Origin of the sequence: Salinimicrobium tongyeongense (assembly GCF_026109735.1) — a bacterium.
Classification (GTDB): Bacteria; Bacteroidota; Bacteroidia; order Flavobacteriales; family Flavobacteriaceae; genus Salinimicrobium; species Salinimicrobium tongyeongense.
This window is the reverse complement of the sequence record NZ_CP069620.1, coordinates 1,412,807-1,427,989: the sequence shown is the minus strand read 5'-3', so window position 1 is coordinate 1,427,989 and position 15,183 is coordinate 1,412,807. Positions and strand designations below refer to the sequence as shown.

Sequence of the window (15,183 nt, the reverse complement as noted above, 5' to 3'; positions counted from 1 at the left end):
TTCATGAAAATCAAAATCTATGAATTGCCTCCGCCTTTAGGCGGAGGATTTGGATTGAAAATAAGACAGGGCTTTAGCCCAACTTTGGGATCAATTTAATGGGAAATGAAAGTCTTTTGATTTAAAAGAAGGAGGTTTTTATGAATTGCCTCTGCCCTTAGGCAGAGGATTGGGAATGGGAAAAAAGAGCTTTGGTCCAACAAAAATGAGAAATTTATTATGAATAGCCTCCGCCTTTAGGCGGAGGATTAAGAATAAAAAGAATAAAATAAGGGCTTTAGCCCAATTTTTTGTCTCAGATTAATTTATTAAATTCATCTTCAGCTAATTAGATCAACTTTATGCCTCACATAAAGGTTTACATTCATTTTGTCTGGAGCACCAAAAACAGGGTTCCATTTCTTAATTCTCCTGAAATTCGGAAAAAGGTTTGGCGGCATATTGCTGAAAATGCAAGATTCAAAGGAATTTTTGTAGACTTTGTCAATGGATATGCAGATCATTGTCATTGTCTTGTTTCATTAGGAGTAGATCAAAGCATTCAAAAGGTGGTTAATTTGATAAAAGGAGAATCTTCCCATTGGATCAACAAAAATAACTTAACCACCCAAAAATTTGAATGGCAGAATGATTATTTCGCTGTTTCTGTTTCGGAATCCAAACTAAATGTTGTGAGAGATTATATTAAAAATCAGGAAGAGCATCACACAAAAAAATCATTTCAGGAGGAATATGATGAATTCATAAAGAATTATAATTTCACAAATTTTGGGGAGGATAAATTGGGCTAAAGACCTGACTATATTTTGATTTTAAACCACTGGCTGAAGCCAGTGGCAATTTATGTGAAGCACAATTATAAAATGAATTCTTTAATTGATTGAATTCTAAATTGCCTCCGCCTTCAGGCGGAGGATCATTGGAATTGTAGAACAAGGGCTTTAGCCCAAATAAACCTTCCAATTCACCAATCCCCAATTCACCAATCCCTTCCTTTTTTAACTTCTGTTTAAACTTCACCCTCTTTAGCCTTTGCGCATTAAGCTTTATCTTTGCAAAAAATTAAATTTTTTGAGTAAATCTTCTATTGCCCAAAGCTTTGCACAGTCGGCTCTACAGCTTGAACTGGGGAAAGCGCTTGCCCTGCCGCGAACTCAGGTGCAGTTAAAAGGCCTCGTAGGCTCTGCACTTTCCTTTGTTATTGCCAATGCTTTTGAAGAAGCTGAAAAGCCTTTTTTGCTCATTTTCAATGACAAGGAAGAAGCTGCTTACTACCTGAATGACCTCGAGCAGTTGCTGGGTGACAAAAATGTGCTTTTTTATCCTGGAAGTTACCGCCGTCCTTACCAGCTGGAAGAAACCGATAATGCCAACGTGCTGCTTCGGGCAGAGGTACTTAACAGGATCAACTCCCGAAAAAAACCTGCGCTGATAATTACCTATCCAGATGCCCTTTTTGAGAAGGTAGTGACCAGGAAAGAGCTGGAAAAGAACACACTCAAGATCAAGGTTGGTGACGAACTCTCTATCGACTTTGTGAACGAAGTGATGTTCGAATACAAGTTCAAAAGAGTGGATTTTGTTACAGAGCCGGGTGAGTTTTCGGTGCGTGGAGGAATCCTCGACGTGTTTTCTTTCAGTAATGACGAGCCTTACAGGATAGAATTTTTTGGCGATGAGGTAGAAAGCATCAGGACCTTTGATGTGGAGACGCAGTTGTCTACAGATCAGGTGAAGAAGATCACGGTGATCCCGAATGTGGAGCACAAAAGGCTTCAGGAGGTGCGGGAGAGTTTTTTGAGGTATATTTCAGATCAAACGCTAATCTTCAGCCAGGAACCGGAATTGTTGTTTTCCCAGATAGATAAGCTTTTCAGCAAAGCCGAAGAAGCTTTTAAAAATCTTTCCGAAGAAATAAAGCACAATGAGCCCGAAGAATTGTTCTGTAATTCGGCACTTTTGAAGGAGCAGATGCAGGAGTATTCGCTGGTGGTGACCAACTCCCATCAACCAGAAGATATTGCTGAAACAATAGAGTTCAACACCAAACCCCAGCCATCCTTCAACAAGAATTTTGAACTGCTTATTCAGAATTTCAGGGAGAACAGCGAAGACGGTTTTACCAATTATATTTTTTGCGTAAGCGAGCAGCAGGCCAAGCGGTTTCATGACATTTTTGATGATGTTGACCAGGAGGTGAAATATAAGACTGTGGTGCTTTCTATGTACCAGGGGTTTGTTGCTGAAGATCAAAAAATGGTGTGCTACACAGATCACCAGATCTTTGAGCGCTACCACAAATTCCACCTGAAAAATGGGTACGCCAAGAAACAGGCGATCACGCTGAAGGAGCTCACCAATCTTGAAGTCGGCGATTATGTGACGCACATTGACCACGGAATCGGGAAATTCGGCGGACTCCAAAAGATAGACGTGGAAGGGAAGAAGCAGGAGGCCATCAAGCTGATCTACGGCGAACGCGACGTGCTGTACCTAAGCATCCACTCGCTGCACAAGATATCAAAATACAACGGGAAGGACGGGAAGCCGCCCAAGATCTATAAACTGGGCAGCAACGCCTGGAAAAACCTGAAGCAAAAGACTAAAGCACGGGTCAAGAATATTGCTTTTAACCTAATCGAGCTGTATGCCAAGCGCAGGCTGCAAAAAGGCTTTGCCTACGGGCCAGATTCTTACCTGCAGCACGAACTCGAAGCCTCCTTCCTCTACGAAGATACACCCGACCAGAGTACCGCCACGGCCGATGTTAAAGCCGATATGGAAAACGAACGGCCTATGGACCGCCTGGTGTGCGGGGATGTTGGCTTCGGAAAGACCGAAGTTGCGATTAGAGCCGCATTCAAGGCAGTTGATAACGGCAAACAGGTGGCAGTACTGGTGCCTACTACCATTCTGGCTTTTCAACACTACAAGACATTTACAGAACGCCTGAAGGATTTTCCTGTCACCGTAGATTACCTGAACCGCTTTAGAACGGCGAAGGAGCGAAAGACAACCCTGGAAGAACTGGAGAACGGGAAAGTTGATATTGTGATTGGGACCCATCAGCTGGTGAATAAAAATGTGAAGTTTAAAGATCTCGGGCTGCTTATCGTAGATGAAGAGCAGAAGTTTGGGGTGGCCGTAAAAGATAAGCTGAAGACCATCAAGGAAAACGTGGATACGCTCACCTTAACTGCGACGCCGATTCCACGGACATTGCAGTTTAGTTTGATGGCGGCGAGGGATCTTTCTACCATTACCACTCCGCCGCCAAACCGGTATCCTATTGAGTCGCATGTGATAAGATTTTCTGAAGAGAATATTCGCGATGCGGTTTCTTATGAAATTCAGCGGGGCGGACAGGTGTTCTTTATTCACAATCGTTTAGAGAACATCAAGGAAGTCGCCGGGATGATCCAAAGACTGGTACCTGATGCGAAGATAGGGATAGGACATGGACAAATGGAAGGGAAGAAGCTGGAGCAGCTTATGCTGAAGTTCATGAATGGCGAATTTGACGTGCTCGTTTCCACCACCATTGTGGAAAGCGGACTCGATGTGCCGAATGCCAACACCATCTTTATTAACAACGCCAATAACTTCGGATTGTCTGATCTTCACCAGATGCGCGGAAGGGTAGGCCGAAGCAATAAAAAAGCATTCTGCTATTTCATCACGCCACCATATTCTGCCATGACCGATGATGCCAGGAAACGAATTACCGCTTTGGAGCAATTCAGTGAACTGGGCAGCGGCTTCAATATTGCGATGAAAGATCTGGAAATTCGTGGCGCAGGTGACCTTTTGGGAGGGGAACAAAGCGGATTCATCAACGAAATTGGTTTTGATACTTACCAGAAGATCCTCAACGAAGCCATTGAAGAGCTGAAGGAAAATGAATTCAGGGACATATATCAGGAGCAGGAGAAAGAGGATAAGGAATACGTGAAGGACACGCAGATAGATACCGATTTTGAATTGCTGTTCCCCGATGATTATATCAACAACATTTCTGAAAGGCTGAATCTTTACACCCAGCTCAACAACCTGAAAACGGAAGAAGAGCTTCAGAAATTTGAAGCCGAACTGGTAGACCGGTTTGGGGAACTGCCAACTCAGGCCGAAGATCTGCTGAACAGCGTCCGCATCAAATGGATCGCTTCAAAAATAGGAGTCGAGAAAATAATAATGAAGCAGGGCAAGCTGATAGGCTATTTCATTGCCGACCAGCAGTCTCGTTTCTATCAAAGTAAAGCTTTTACAAGAGTGCTGCAATATGTGCAAACGCATTCGCACAGCTGCACCATGAAAGAAAAGAAAACCCGCAGTGGATTGAGGTTGTTGCTGACATTTGAGAAGGTGACAACTGTCGATAGAGCATTGAAAGTGCTACAGCCGCTGGATGTGAAGGCGGAGGTTGAAGCCCCCTAGCCCCCGAAGGGGGAAATTTAATGCAGGAAAAATAATACCTCTCAAAAATAGCATTTTTGAGAGGTGGTGTTCCAATTATAGTACACTGGAATTAGGACATTGATAAGCCTTTAGAGTCCACAATAGTCCATTTATCACTAATCCTCCGAAAAAAATATATTGCTGTAAAGGAGGCTAATCTACTTGTTCCTACACTGGCGATGACAGCCGCTTCATTTCCTGCTTCATTAAAAGAGATTCTGGAAAAGGATAGTAATTTATTTATCTGATAATAATCTGCTGAGAATTCTCTTAGATGCTGTTCTCCAAATTCTACGACAGAATCGCTTCTTAATGTTCTTAATTCTGCAATATTCAGAGGTTTTTGCTCTTTCAAAGAATTGAGGCGGTGAATTAATTCTCTCTTACTAGAATTAAAATCCATAATGTCCAACTTAGATTCTAAGGGTTGCATGGTTGGGATTATACCCACTATCTGTTTTTCAAACTTCAAGGAATCTCTAATGGAATTGTATTGACTTAAAATTCTTAAAGAATCTTTTATGTTCAAGCCGTGAAGATTTGGCGGTGGGGGGGGGATTTTTTTTGCCAAGGAATCATATAACACGGATATAATTTCCTGCTCCGCCAAATTTTCATTCTTAGTTGAATAATCTTGACAAGCCGCCAAGAAAGTGACGCAGCCAAAGATTATAAAGTACCACATAAAGAATTTATTCTTCACAAGTTCCAGGGAAATTAGTAGTTAAAAGCACATTTCTTTGTTTTATATAATAATCTGACGATTCATCCTTATTGAGGCTGATCCATTTCCCATTATCATAGTAGCCATCATAACCATACTCTCTTAAACCATCCCAACCGAAGCCCATGTAATGTTCTAAGTCATACCTAAAGCCATCTAATTGTTGAATGGCACTTGCAATTGGTTTTACGAAGTTGTCCGCCATATATTGGTGCTGTGCTTCCGTTGTAACTAAATCTAGTCTATTTTTGGCTTTATATTGGAAATAATAATATAGCAAATTTGTACGATTAGATGGATCTATACCGTTTCTATGTTCTTCAACATATTTATAGATTTCAGCATGAATTCCTTCATGTAGTAAAGTTGCAGCAAAATCCAAGGTGCCTAGGCCTGCAGATTCAATTTTAATAGTCACAATTCCGTTTCCTATTTCTCCACCATCGGCACATGCATCTGCCCCCGAACGCTTGCAATCTCTATAAGTAATATTTAAAATGTAGTCGTCGTTATTATCGAATACACCTATTGTTTCTTTGAATAGATTTAATTCTTTTAATTTATTATATACACATCTATCTTGCCCCTGGAGGTTATTCACAATTTTATCCTCTTCCTCTAACCGTTCATAGTCGTGAGGATTTTTATTTATGGCAGGTCCATGAGGTGGGTTGTTATAATGTTCATGGTATGAATCTCCTCCCGCGTAATCACCATAACCTTCGTTATATCCTCCTGAATTATAGACATATACCCATTCCGACGTACTGCCTTCGTAACTGGAGTGCGTATAATTAAAATAAAAGTTCCCATTAGAGTCTGTACCAGTATGATACCAATCTTTAATCCTATAGGTGCGCATCAGTACCCAACCACAACCTGCACACTCACTAGGTCCTATAGGAGGAGCATATTTGAGGTGAATTTTTGAAAGGAAATCTTGAGAAAATTCAGATACAACTTCCCCATCTTCAAAAGCTTAGATTTCTAGAATTTTTCCTGTTAAATCATATAGGCTATGGGTGCCGGTAAAATTTTCAATGTTTTCAAGGGTGGCTTTGTTCAATTCTTTTTTATCTGCCGCAATAAATTTTGCTAATTTAAATTTCCAATTCCCTTCCATTTGAAATACTACTAAGTGATACTTATAAAATAAGGATTTATTATCACCATTCAATTGTGAATTGAGACTGGTAGTAAATGAAAAAGATTCATCATTGTCATTTACCCAATATTCATTCCAATTAATTCTTAGGTTATTCTTTATATATTCATCTGGGAATTCAGATAATGAAAATTCAGCCTTTATGGCAGCAACAATATCCTGCTCTTGTGTTACGGGAGAGACCATCTCCTCTTTTTGACAGCTGAATGAAATCACTAAAAATAGTAACAGGTAAATTTTCTTCATGATTTTTATTTTAGAAGATTAATAACAACCTGCAATTAAGGTAGGGAAGCAGTGTCGTGCTGCGACAAAAATGCAATAGATGAGGTAATTTATTTTTTTTTGAATTAGGCAAGAAAAAGATTAAATCTTACTGCTTCTTTCTTATAAATCCCGTAGCGGGTTAGGATTTTCGCGTATATCTAAGAAAGTTACTTCCGTTGATGAGCGCTTAAAGTTTTAAAGCCTCTGGATGTGTAGGCTGAGGTTGAAGTGGAGGAAAAATAAATCACCTCTCAAAAATGTCATTTTTGAGAAGTATTCTCTGCTTTGGGTCAGTATTATTCTATCTCGGTCAATGGATAAACTCGAATATACATTGGAGGTTCATAATTATAGTCCACCAGATATATTATGAATTTTTGAAGATGAGAAGCAAGTCTGTAATCTTGTAGCTTATTTACTTTTTTTTCCTCCTGGAAAAATTCGGAACCTGTAATATACTGGTGAAAACTTCCAATTTTTTCCGGGGCTGCAATGTCACTTCTTCTTTCCATTATTTTAAACAGAAAAGTTTCTGAAGATCCTTCATCTTTTAAAGCATCTTTACTATAAAGCAAGTTCTCATCGTATTTTCCTTTTTGAAAGTAACTTTCATTTAAATGAAAAAATAAAGAATCCTTTATTTTTTCAGAGGATTTTAAATTCTGAAGAGAAGGCTCATTTTGGTGGTCCGGATTATATAAATCAGTGGTTTCAGATTGTGAAATAATTCTTTCGGATTTTGATTCCCGGCCCAAAGTGGACTTAAAAAATGCCCTTTTTGGCAGGTAATAAATACTACCGGGAGCCTCCCGTATTTCAAAAAGCAGAATTTTCTTGTTAGGATCGAAAAGTAGCTTTACTTTCTCTTTTTTGCCACTATAGCCACTTCTAATTGTTCCTTCAAACTTATTTTCAGCAGTCCTTTTAATTTTAATAGATACAGTATCGTTTTGGTCAACGCAATCAATCTTGTCGCTATTTTCAAATACTGCACAATGATGACCGGTGAATCCAGCTCCTTCTGCTTTTAAAATGATTTCCATCCGGGGCCCGTCATTTTCAGCTTGCCAGAACCAGCTTCCAGAAATATCCTGAGCTATTCCGCTAAAAGGGATTAAGAGAATAAGAAGGAGTAGGTATTTCATTGGGAAAAGATAACAGAAAAATTATTACCTCTCAAAAATGGCATTTTTAAGAGGTAATATGGAGCAGACCTCACAGGTTTTCAAAACCTGTGAGGTCTTATAAATTATAAAAAACTACTCTTTATAAGCTTCGGCATAAGGAGACCAGATCTCATAGATAGGGTCGCCTTTAGAGCTTTTACCGCTGTGATGCCATTCCCCGTCTTTCACTTTGTAATCAAAATCGAGGCTAGCACCAACGCGACTGTCATCTCTCGAGAAAAATTCAATATGCTCTGTGTACTTACCATCTTCAGCTGTGTAGGTGCCGCCTCCTGTGCCCGAGAAATCCCCGGTTTCAGAATTAAATGCCACCCATTGAAAGCGGTCGCCGCCAAGGATCTTTATGGTTCGCCTGGCGCCTGGCGTACTGCGGTTAAGTTTTCCGTCGCGTTGTCTACCTGTGATCACCCAGTTTCCGGAGAGGTCGTTGGTGTCGTCTGATATTCTTCTCCAGGTATAGGTAGTGCCATCTTCGGCAGTAAGGTTGAGCAGGTTCTTTTGAATTTCAACCGGTTCATACTCTTGGGTTTCTCCTAAAGCTGAAGTGTCTTCAGTATTAAAATCGTAGGTTTCGGTATAGAGGTCGTCTAAAGTATATTCCCCGCCCAAGGCACTAATGAATTTATTGGTACCGGCTTCTTTAGTGCCCTGTGCAAAATAATTGTCCATGTAGATCCTTAGCGTTTCCCGGTCATTAACAGGCTGATGATCTACTTCTACAAGAAGCCATGAACCCTCCAGGTCCTGGGCAGTTGCCATGCTGAAAAACATCAGCATGGGCAGGAATAGCAATTTTTTCATGTTCAGAGAATTAGCTCCTCTAAAATACTGAAATTTTTCAGAAATTATTCCTCTTCGTCTGTATAGGTGTCGTATTCGGGATAAAGGAAATTGTTATAAGGAAAGCGGGTGATGTGAATCTCCCTTACTGCCTCATAAACCTTTTTCCTGAATTCTTCCATGTTCTCCTTGTTGAGGGCCGAAATGAACAGCACATTATCGCCAAGACGGTTCATCCAGGTGTTTTCCCATTCTGCCAAAGTGTAGTGGGAGCTGGTTTTTTCGGTCACCAGGTCATCTTCCTCGATTTTTTCGGCTTCGTAGGCATCAATTTTATTGAAGACCATCAAAGTAGGTTTTTCACCGCTCTTTATTTCGGCTAAAATCTGGTTTACTGAAGCTATATGATCTTCAAACTGCGGATGGGAAATATCTACCACATGCAGCAAAAGATCGGCTTCGCGCACCTCATCAAGCGTAGATTTGAAAGATTCTACCAGCTGTGTGGGTAATTTCCTGATGAACCCAACAGTATCTGTAAGCAAAAAAGGCAGGTTGCGGATGACCACTTTTCTAACCGTAGTATCAAGGGTGGCAAAAAGCTTGTTTTCAGCAAAAACTTTACTCTTGCTAATCACATTCATAAGTGTAGATTTTCCCACGTTGGTGTAACCTACCAAAGCCACTCTCACCAGTTGGCCGCGGTTTCCGCGCTGCACTTCCATTTGTTTGTCTATGGTCTCCAGCTTTTTCTTGAGCAGGGCGATCTTGTCACGTACAATCCGGCGGTCGGTTTCAATCTCAGTTTCCCCGGGCCCTCTCATTCCAATACCCCCCCGCTGGCGCTCCAGGTGTGTCCACATCCCGGCAAGTCTTGGAAGAAGATACTGGTACTGCGCAAGCTCTACCTGCGTGCGGGCGTAGCTTGTTGTGGCCCTCTGGGCAAAAATGTCAAGAATAAGGTTCGTTCTGTCCAGCACCTTGCAATTCAGGATCTTTTCGATATTCTTTTGCTGGGCAGGAGAGAGTTCGTCGTCAAAAATGGCAGTTCCTATCTCATTTTCAGAAACAAAAAGACGCACTTCTTCCATCTTTCCCGTACCTATAAAGGTTTTTGGGTTGGGCATGTCCATTTTCTGCGTAAACCGTTTTTTTACCTCGCCTCCCGCAGTGTAAGTAAGGAATTCAAGTTCGTCAAGGTATTCTTCGAGTTTTTCTTCGTTCTGCTCGCGGGTGACGATCCCAATGAGCACAACTTTTTCGTATTCTAGATTGTTTTTTTCTAACATAGAAGGTGGACTATGGAAACAAAGTTACATAAATGATTTTTACAAGCCGAAGCCGCGAACTGCGAGAGCTCTTAAACATTAGCTAAATTTAAGGCTGAAAAATTTCTTCTGAAAATGCCTTTTTTAGAAGGTATAGGTAAAGCCCGCCCCAAAAACTTCCCTTACCTGAAATGCGCCTACGATATTGTCATCGTAAATGGCCTGAAAGATGAAATTGGCCGAAAGATACTTATTGATGCCCATATCAAGGTTAAGCAGGTAATCAATATCAATATTTTCGGGATGGTCGAGGTAGTTGGAGTAGAGGCTAAGGTTGTGTTCCATGGTCACATTGGTCATCACCTCATATTTGAAGTAGGAACTCAGCGAAGCCCCAAGTTCAAACCGGGTACTTTTGTTGGTGTCAACCCCGTAATAGGAGCCGTCAACATATCCGGGAACTGAAGTAAACTCTGGATCCACAAAGATAAACCTCGCAGTGGCAGGAGCCAGGTTGACCCAGAAATCCTCGTTTTTTTTCCACATCATCCCGGGGCCAAACTGCAGGTAGGCGGGAGATATGAAATGCGTGGTTTCGCGGCGGGTTGGCTGCCCTGTTTCGGGGTCTTCAGAATACACATAGCCTTTGCTGAACTGGGTCCTGAAATTCGTGAAAAATGAGTAATACCAGTTAGAATCTTCCATCTGTTTCCCGAGTATGCTGTTGATCTCGAGCCGGTCACTGGTTTTTCGGGTAAACTCGTCAGCCTTCAGTTTTGTGAGGCCATAATTGGCCAGGAATTTATTGTCCCAGGTAAAATTTCCCTTTCGATAATTGAGGTTGTAGTCAAGCACCAGGTTGGCAGCCATGCTCGAAGTTCCGCCGCCGGTCCATTCAGCATTAAAAGCCGACTGGTTAAAGAGCAGCTGGAATTTTCCTTCGGAAGTCCATCCATCTGGCGGAGTTTCGTTCTGGTCTTCATTTTCATCCTGGGCGTTTGCCGCAAATGCGAATAAAATAAAAGTAAAAAGTAAAAATTTCTTCATGTACTACTTTTTAAACAGCGGTACCGAGGAACAGGCTTCGCCATACATGATGCTTCTTGCTACCGGCTGAAGTTTATTGATTAGTTGTAAATAGGCATTTTGAGGCACGGGTCGGCGCGAGCAGCCTTTTATAATTACCGGCAGCCCCTCATATTTAGAAACATCAAGGTTTTGCAGGATTTCGGTATAAAGTATCGTTTCGAGCATTGACAGGTCTCCCGTAACCACTTTTTTGGCGTGAGGCGCGAGATAGGTGCTTAGCAGCATATAGGCCCAGCCCGGAATTATGGCTTCACTGGAGCAGGTAAGGGCAACGTATTTACCGGTGTACTGCGACCAGTCGTGTGCCTTTGCAGTGGCCCTAAACTCCTTTTCCCTTAGCACAAAACCTTCCAGGAGCCAGTCTTTTATGTCAAAAATAACGCGCTCGCCGGTAGGGTATAATTCCTCCAGGTCAACAGTTACTAATTTACTGTTTGCAACGCGGTTTATAATTTCTTCTGGCATAAAAATTTAAAAGATAGTTTTGTTTGTTAAAGCATTCCCAGTTCCAGTTTGGCCTCTTCACTCATAAGATCCTGGTTCCATGGCGGGTCAAAAGTGATCTCAACTTCGCAGTCTTTCACTTCGTCCATAGATTTGATCTTCTCTTCTACTTCCATAGGCAGAGATTCGGCTACGGGACAGTTGGGGGTAGTAAGAGTCATAAGGATCTTGATCTCGTTATCTTCATTTACCATAACATCATAGATCAACCCAAGTTCATATATATCTACCGGAATTTCGGGATCGTAGATGGTCTTTAAAACCCTAACGATTTTCTCTCCTAAAACTTCGGAATTCTGTGCGTGTTCCATCTTAATTTAATTGCGTTTGATATGCCACTGCATACATTTTTAACTGCTTGATCATACTCACAAGGCCATTGGCCCGCGTGGGGGACAAATGTTCTTTTAATCCAATCTCATCTATAAAAGTTGTATCGGCATCCAGAATGTCTTTTGGGTGCTGGTTGGAGTAAGCGCGAATGAGAATGGCGATGATGCCTTTTGTAATAATAGCGTCACTATCGGCTGTGAAAACCAGTTTCTCGCCTTGAAGTTCGGCATGAACCCACACTTTACTCTGGCAGCCTTTAATGAGGTTATCTTCGGTCTTGTATTTTTCTTCTATAAGCGGCAGGGATTTACCAAGCTCGATCATGTGCTCATACCGCTGCATCCAATCGTCAAACATGGCAAATTCATCTACAATCTCGTCCTGTATTTCTTTTATGTTGCTCACTATTAGTCGATTTTAGTTAAAGTTATTAAAGGTACATCATTGTTGGAATAAATAACAATTTCATTGCCATTGTGGTCCAGTTTTGAGACCTTTTCGAAAGAAGACAAAATTTGTCTTTCTACTTCCATTTTCCCCTTACAATACTTCCTAGTATTCATGGGAGTGGAAAACTCCAGGTTGTTTCCCTGCTGATTGTAATGAGCTGAAAAATCATTACATCCCGTATTTCCCGAAAGTTTGCTTGCCATAGGGTTAAAGTTGAAAACAATGCCCCTGGGCAGCGAATCATGTCCCTCAATTTGTGTCACCCTGTAATCACCGTCCAGAATTTCTTCTGTTACGGTATCTATGGTATTGGCACATGAAAGGGAAATTACAAAGAGTATTAAAAGCAGTATTTTCCTCATTTCCTGAAATTTATGACAGCATTTGTTTTGCTTTTTTCACTGCCTCAACAAATGTATCTATTTCTTCTTTAGTGTTGTAAAATGAAAATGAAGCCCGAACTGTTCCCGGTATTCTGTAGAAATCCATCACCGGTTGTGCGCAATGGTGGCCGGTTCTTACAGCAATTCCCAATTTGTCTATGATAGTGCCTATGTCATACGGGTGTATCTCACCAATGTTGAAAGAGATCACAGCAGTTTTTTCTGAAGAAGTTCCGTAAATCTTTAAACCTTCTATTTCGAGTAGCTTTTGAGTGGCGTATTCCAGGAGTTCATGTTCGTAGGCAGCGATCTTTTCGAAGCCTATGGCATTCATGTAATCAAGAGCGGCTGCAAAAGCAATGCCGCCGCAAATATCGGGCGTTCCGGCTTCAAATTTATGGGGCAGATCGGCATAGGTGGTCTTCTCAAAAGTCACCGTTGCAATCATTTCGCCTCCTCCCTGATACGGCGGAAGTTTCTTAAGCCATTCCTCCTTTCCGTAGAGCATTCCCACACCAGTGGGGCCGCACATCTTATGGGCCGAAACTGCATAAAAATCCACATCCAGTGCCTGTACATCTGCCTTAATGTGAGCTGCTGCCTGTGCCCCGTCTAAGAGAACGGCTGCGCCCACCGCATGTGCTTTTTGAATGATCTCCTCAACCGGGTTTACGGTTCCCAGGGCATTAGAGACGTGGTTTACAAATACCAGTTTTGTCTTTTCTGAAAGCAGTTTTTCGTACTCATCCATTCTGAGCATTCCCTCTTCATTCATGGGGATCACTTTCAGCTTTGCACCGGTTTTCTCGCATAACATCTGCCAGGGCACAATATTGCTGTGGTGCTCTAAAGCTGAAACTATGATCTCATCATCTTTTTTCAGAAGGTAAGCAAATCCGCTGGCCACGAGATTTATGGCGTGGGTAGTACCCGAAGTGAGAATTATTTCGTGTGCCTTAGCTGCATTAAAATGCTCCTGGACTTTTATGCGGGCCTGCTCATAAGCATCTGTGGCTTCCTGCGAGAGCGTGTGAACCCCGCGGTGAATGTTCGCATTGTATCGCGTGTAATAATCTACAATAGCGTCTATTACCTGCTGCGGAGTTTGTGAAGTTGCCGCATTGTCAAAATAAACCAGCGGTTTTCCATTCACCTCGCGGGAGAGGATGGGAAAATCTTTTCGAATGGTTTCCACATCAAAGTGGGGTTTGGTAGAGGCAACTTTCATGAGTTTTATTTTTTTGGGTTACAGGCTGTAGCCCACATTCACCCCGAGTTTAAGGGCAATAATTTTTGTGATCCTGGCCTTAAGCTCCGGAATTTTGACACTTTCGAGTACGTTATTTGCAAAGGCGTACATTAAAAGTGCCCTCGCCTCTTTTAGCGGAATTCCGCGTGAACGCAGGTAGAATAAGGCTTCATCATCTAACTGGCCAATAGTACATCCGTGGCTGCACTTTACGTCGTCGGCAAAGATCTCCAGCTGTGGTTTGGAATTGATAGTGGCCTTATCGTCCAGTAAAATGTTGTTATTTGCCTGAAAAGCATTTGTTTTCTGAGCCTCTTTATTAACGATGATCTTTCCGTTAAAAACCCCTGTAGAAGACTCGGCAAATACACCTTTATAATCCTGATGGCTCTCACAGTTGGGTTCTGTGTGGTGAACCAGGGTGTTGTGATCAACATGCTGTTTGCCGCCAATTACGGTGATCCCTTTTAAAGTAGAATCTATGCGCTCTCCTTTTTGGTAATAGTTGAGGTTATTGCGGGTAAGGTTTCCACCAAAAGAAAAAGTGTGTACAGAACAAATACTCTCCCTGTGCTGTTCAATAAAAGTGTTGTCAATTAAAGAGGCATTGTGATTGTCATTCTGGATTTTGTAGTAATCGACAATTGCTCTTTTATCGGCATAAACTTCAGTAACCGAATTTGTCAAAACAGGTTGATCAGTAAGGCTTTGGTGCCTTTCAATGATCTGCACGTGCGAGTTCTCCCCAACAACAATCAGGTTTCTTGGCTGCACCAGCAGGGCCGATTCATTCCCGGTAGAGAAATTAAGCACCTGTATGGGCTTATCGGCCATTGTGTTTTTCGGAATATTGATGAAAGCACCTTCCCTCGAAAAAGCAGTGTTTAAAGAGGTGAGGCTTTCTTTTGGGGCCACGGTACTGAAGTAATTGTCAATAATTGGCTTGTATTTCGAGCTGTTTAATGCCGAAGACATCAGGCAGGCATCAATCTTGTCGTGGGTTGTAGCCGAAAGGTGTGAGGCATAGATCCCATCGATGAATACGATCTTGTAAGTATCTATATCATCTATGAAATACTTCTCCACATCCCGGTAATCAATGGTGTCGTGTTTTTTTGGAAATACAGTATAATCGTGCTTCAACACCTTGTTAAGGGATGTGTATTTCCAGGCTTCCTGTTTCCTGGTGGGGAAGCCCATTTCTTCAAAATCCTTAATTGCCCGGCTTCTAATGTCGTGAATATCACTATTCATGTCCACGTTCTCTTCAAAAGCCAGGAATGAGGATAATAATTTATCTTTTAGCTCCATTGTTCTTTTTTCTTACTC

General features: G+C 41.8%; 15 protein-coding genes. 2 read left to right on the top strand and 13 right to left on the bottom strand.

Features of this window, described 5'->3' with window-relative positions; all coding sequences use genetic code 11:
• Positions 1 to 341: 341 nt before the first annotated feature.
• Positions 342 to 791, top strand: coding sequence for an IS200/IS605 family transposase (gene tnpA / locus JRG66_RS06355; protein WP_265165017.1), 450 nt, complete (start codon positions 342 to 344; stop codon positions 789 to 791).
• Positions 792 to 1,071: 280 nt separating this feature from the next.
• Entirely contained in the window at positions 1,072 to 4,434 is a 3,363-nt protein-coding gene (mfd, locus tag JRG66_RS06350) for a transcription-repair coupling factor (RefSeq protein ID WP_265165016.1), read from the top strand.
• A gap of 91 nt (positions 4,435 to 4,525) precedes the next feature.
• On the opposite strand, the gene JRG66_RS06345 is transcribed toward mfd, so the two are convergent.
• From JRG66_RS06345 to sufD, 13 genes are all read right to left on the bottom strand, one after another.
• The gene (locus JRG66_RS06345; protein WP_265165014.1) at positions 4,526 to 5,158 is read right to left on the bottom strand and encodes a hypothetical protein; all 633 of its coding nucleotides are present in this window, start codon (positions 5,156 to 5,158) and stop codon (positions 4,526 to 4,528) included.
• Positions 5,148 to 6,041 carry a hypothetical protein gene (locus tag JRG66_RS06340; protein ID WP_265165012.1) on the bottom strand — a complete coding sequence of 298 codons (894 nt, stop codon included), beginning with the start codon at positions 6,039 to 6,041 and terminating at the stop codon, positions 5,148 to 5,150. Before JRG66_RS06340 ends, JRG66_RS06345 begins: the two co-directional genes overlap by 11 nt.
• A 117-nt stretch (positions 6,042 to 6,158) precedes the next feature.
• Positions 6,159 to 6,590 carry a hypothetical protein gene (locus JRG66_RS06335; protein ID WP_265165010.1) on the bottom strand — a complete coding sequence of 144 codons (432 nt, stop codon included), beginning with the start codon at positions 6,588 to 6,590 and terminating at the stop codon, positions 6,159 to 6,161.
• Positions 6,591 to 6,907: 317 nt separating this feature from the next.
• Positions 6,908 to 7,756: a hypothetical protein gene (locus JRG66_RS06330; protein WP_265165009.1), complete on the bottom strand. Its 849-nt coding sequence runs from the start codon at positions 7,754 to 7,756 to the stop codon at positions 6,908 to 6,910.
• A 114-nt stretch (positions 7,757 to 7,870) separates the two neighbouring features.
• Positions 7,871 to 8,599 (bottom strand): hypothetical protein, encoded by a 729-nt coding sequence (locus JRG66_RS06325; RefSeq protein ID WP_265165007.1) that lies wholly within the window; start codon positions 8,597 to 8,599, stop codon positions 7,871 to 7,873.
• Positions 8,600 to 8,643: 44 nt separating this feature from the next.
• Positions 8,644 to 9,867 carry a GTPase HflX gene (gene hflX / locus JRG66_RS06320; RefSeq protein WP_265165006.1) on the bottom strand — a complete coding sequence of 408 codons (1,224 nt, stop codon included), beginning with the start codon at positions 9,865 to 9,867 and terminating at the stop codon, positions 8,644 to 8,646.
• A gap of 123 nt (positions 9,868 to 9,990) precedes the next feature.
• Entirely contained in the window at positions 9,991 to 10,893 is a 903-nt protein-coding gene (locus JRG66_RS06315) for a DUF3078 domain-containing protein (protein ID WP_265165005.1), read from the bottom strand.
• A gap of 3 nt (positions 10,894 to 10,896) precedes the next feature.
• A complete protein-coding gene (locus JRG66_RS06310) occupies positions 10,897 to 11,400 on the bottom strand; it encodes a DUF2480 family protein (protein WP_265165003.1) in 504 nt (167 codons plus the stop codon).
• Positions 11,401 to 11,426: 26 nt separating this feature from the next.
• Positions 11,427 to 11,750 (bottom strand): SUF system Fe-S cluster assembly protein, encoded by a 324-nt coding sequence (locus tag JRG66_RS06305; RefSeq protein WP_265165002.1) that lies wholly within the window; start codon positions 11,748 to 11,750, stop codon positions 11,427 to 11,429.
• Between the two features lies 1 nt (position 11,751).
• Positions 11,752 to 12,177, bottom strand: coding sequence for a SufE family protein (locus JRG66_RS06300; protein ID WP_503827431.1), 426 nt, complete (start codon positions 12,175 to 12,177; stop codon positions 11,752 to 11,754).
• 2 nt (positions 12,178 to 12,179) lie between these two features.
• Positions 12,180 to 12,584, bottom strand: coding sequence for an META domain-containing protein (locus JRG66_RS06295; protein ID WP_265165001.1), 405 nt, complete (start codon positions 12,582 to 12,584; stop codon positions 12,180 to 12,182).
• 10 nt (positions 12,585 to 12,594) lie between these two features.
• Positions 12,595 to 13,833 carry an aminotransferase class V-fold PLP-dependent enzyme gene (locus tag JRG66_RS06290; RefSeq protein WP_265165000.1) on the bottom strand — a complete coding sequence of 413 codons (1,239 nt, stop codon included), beginning with the start codon at positions 13,831 to 13,833 and terminating at the stop codon, positions 12,595 to 12,597.
• Positions 13,834 to 13,851: 18 nt separating this feature from the next.
• A complete protein-coding gene (sufD, locus tag JRG66_RS06285; RefSeq protein ID WP_265164999.1) occupies positions 13,852 to 15,165 on the bottom strand; it encodes a Fe-S cluster assembly protein SufD in 1,314 nt (437 codons plus the stop codon).
• Between the last annotated feature and the right edge of the window lie 18 nt (positions 15,166 to 15,183).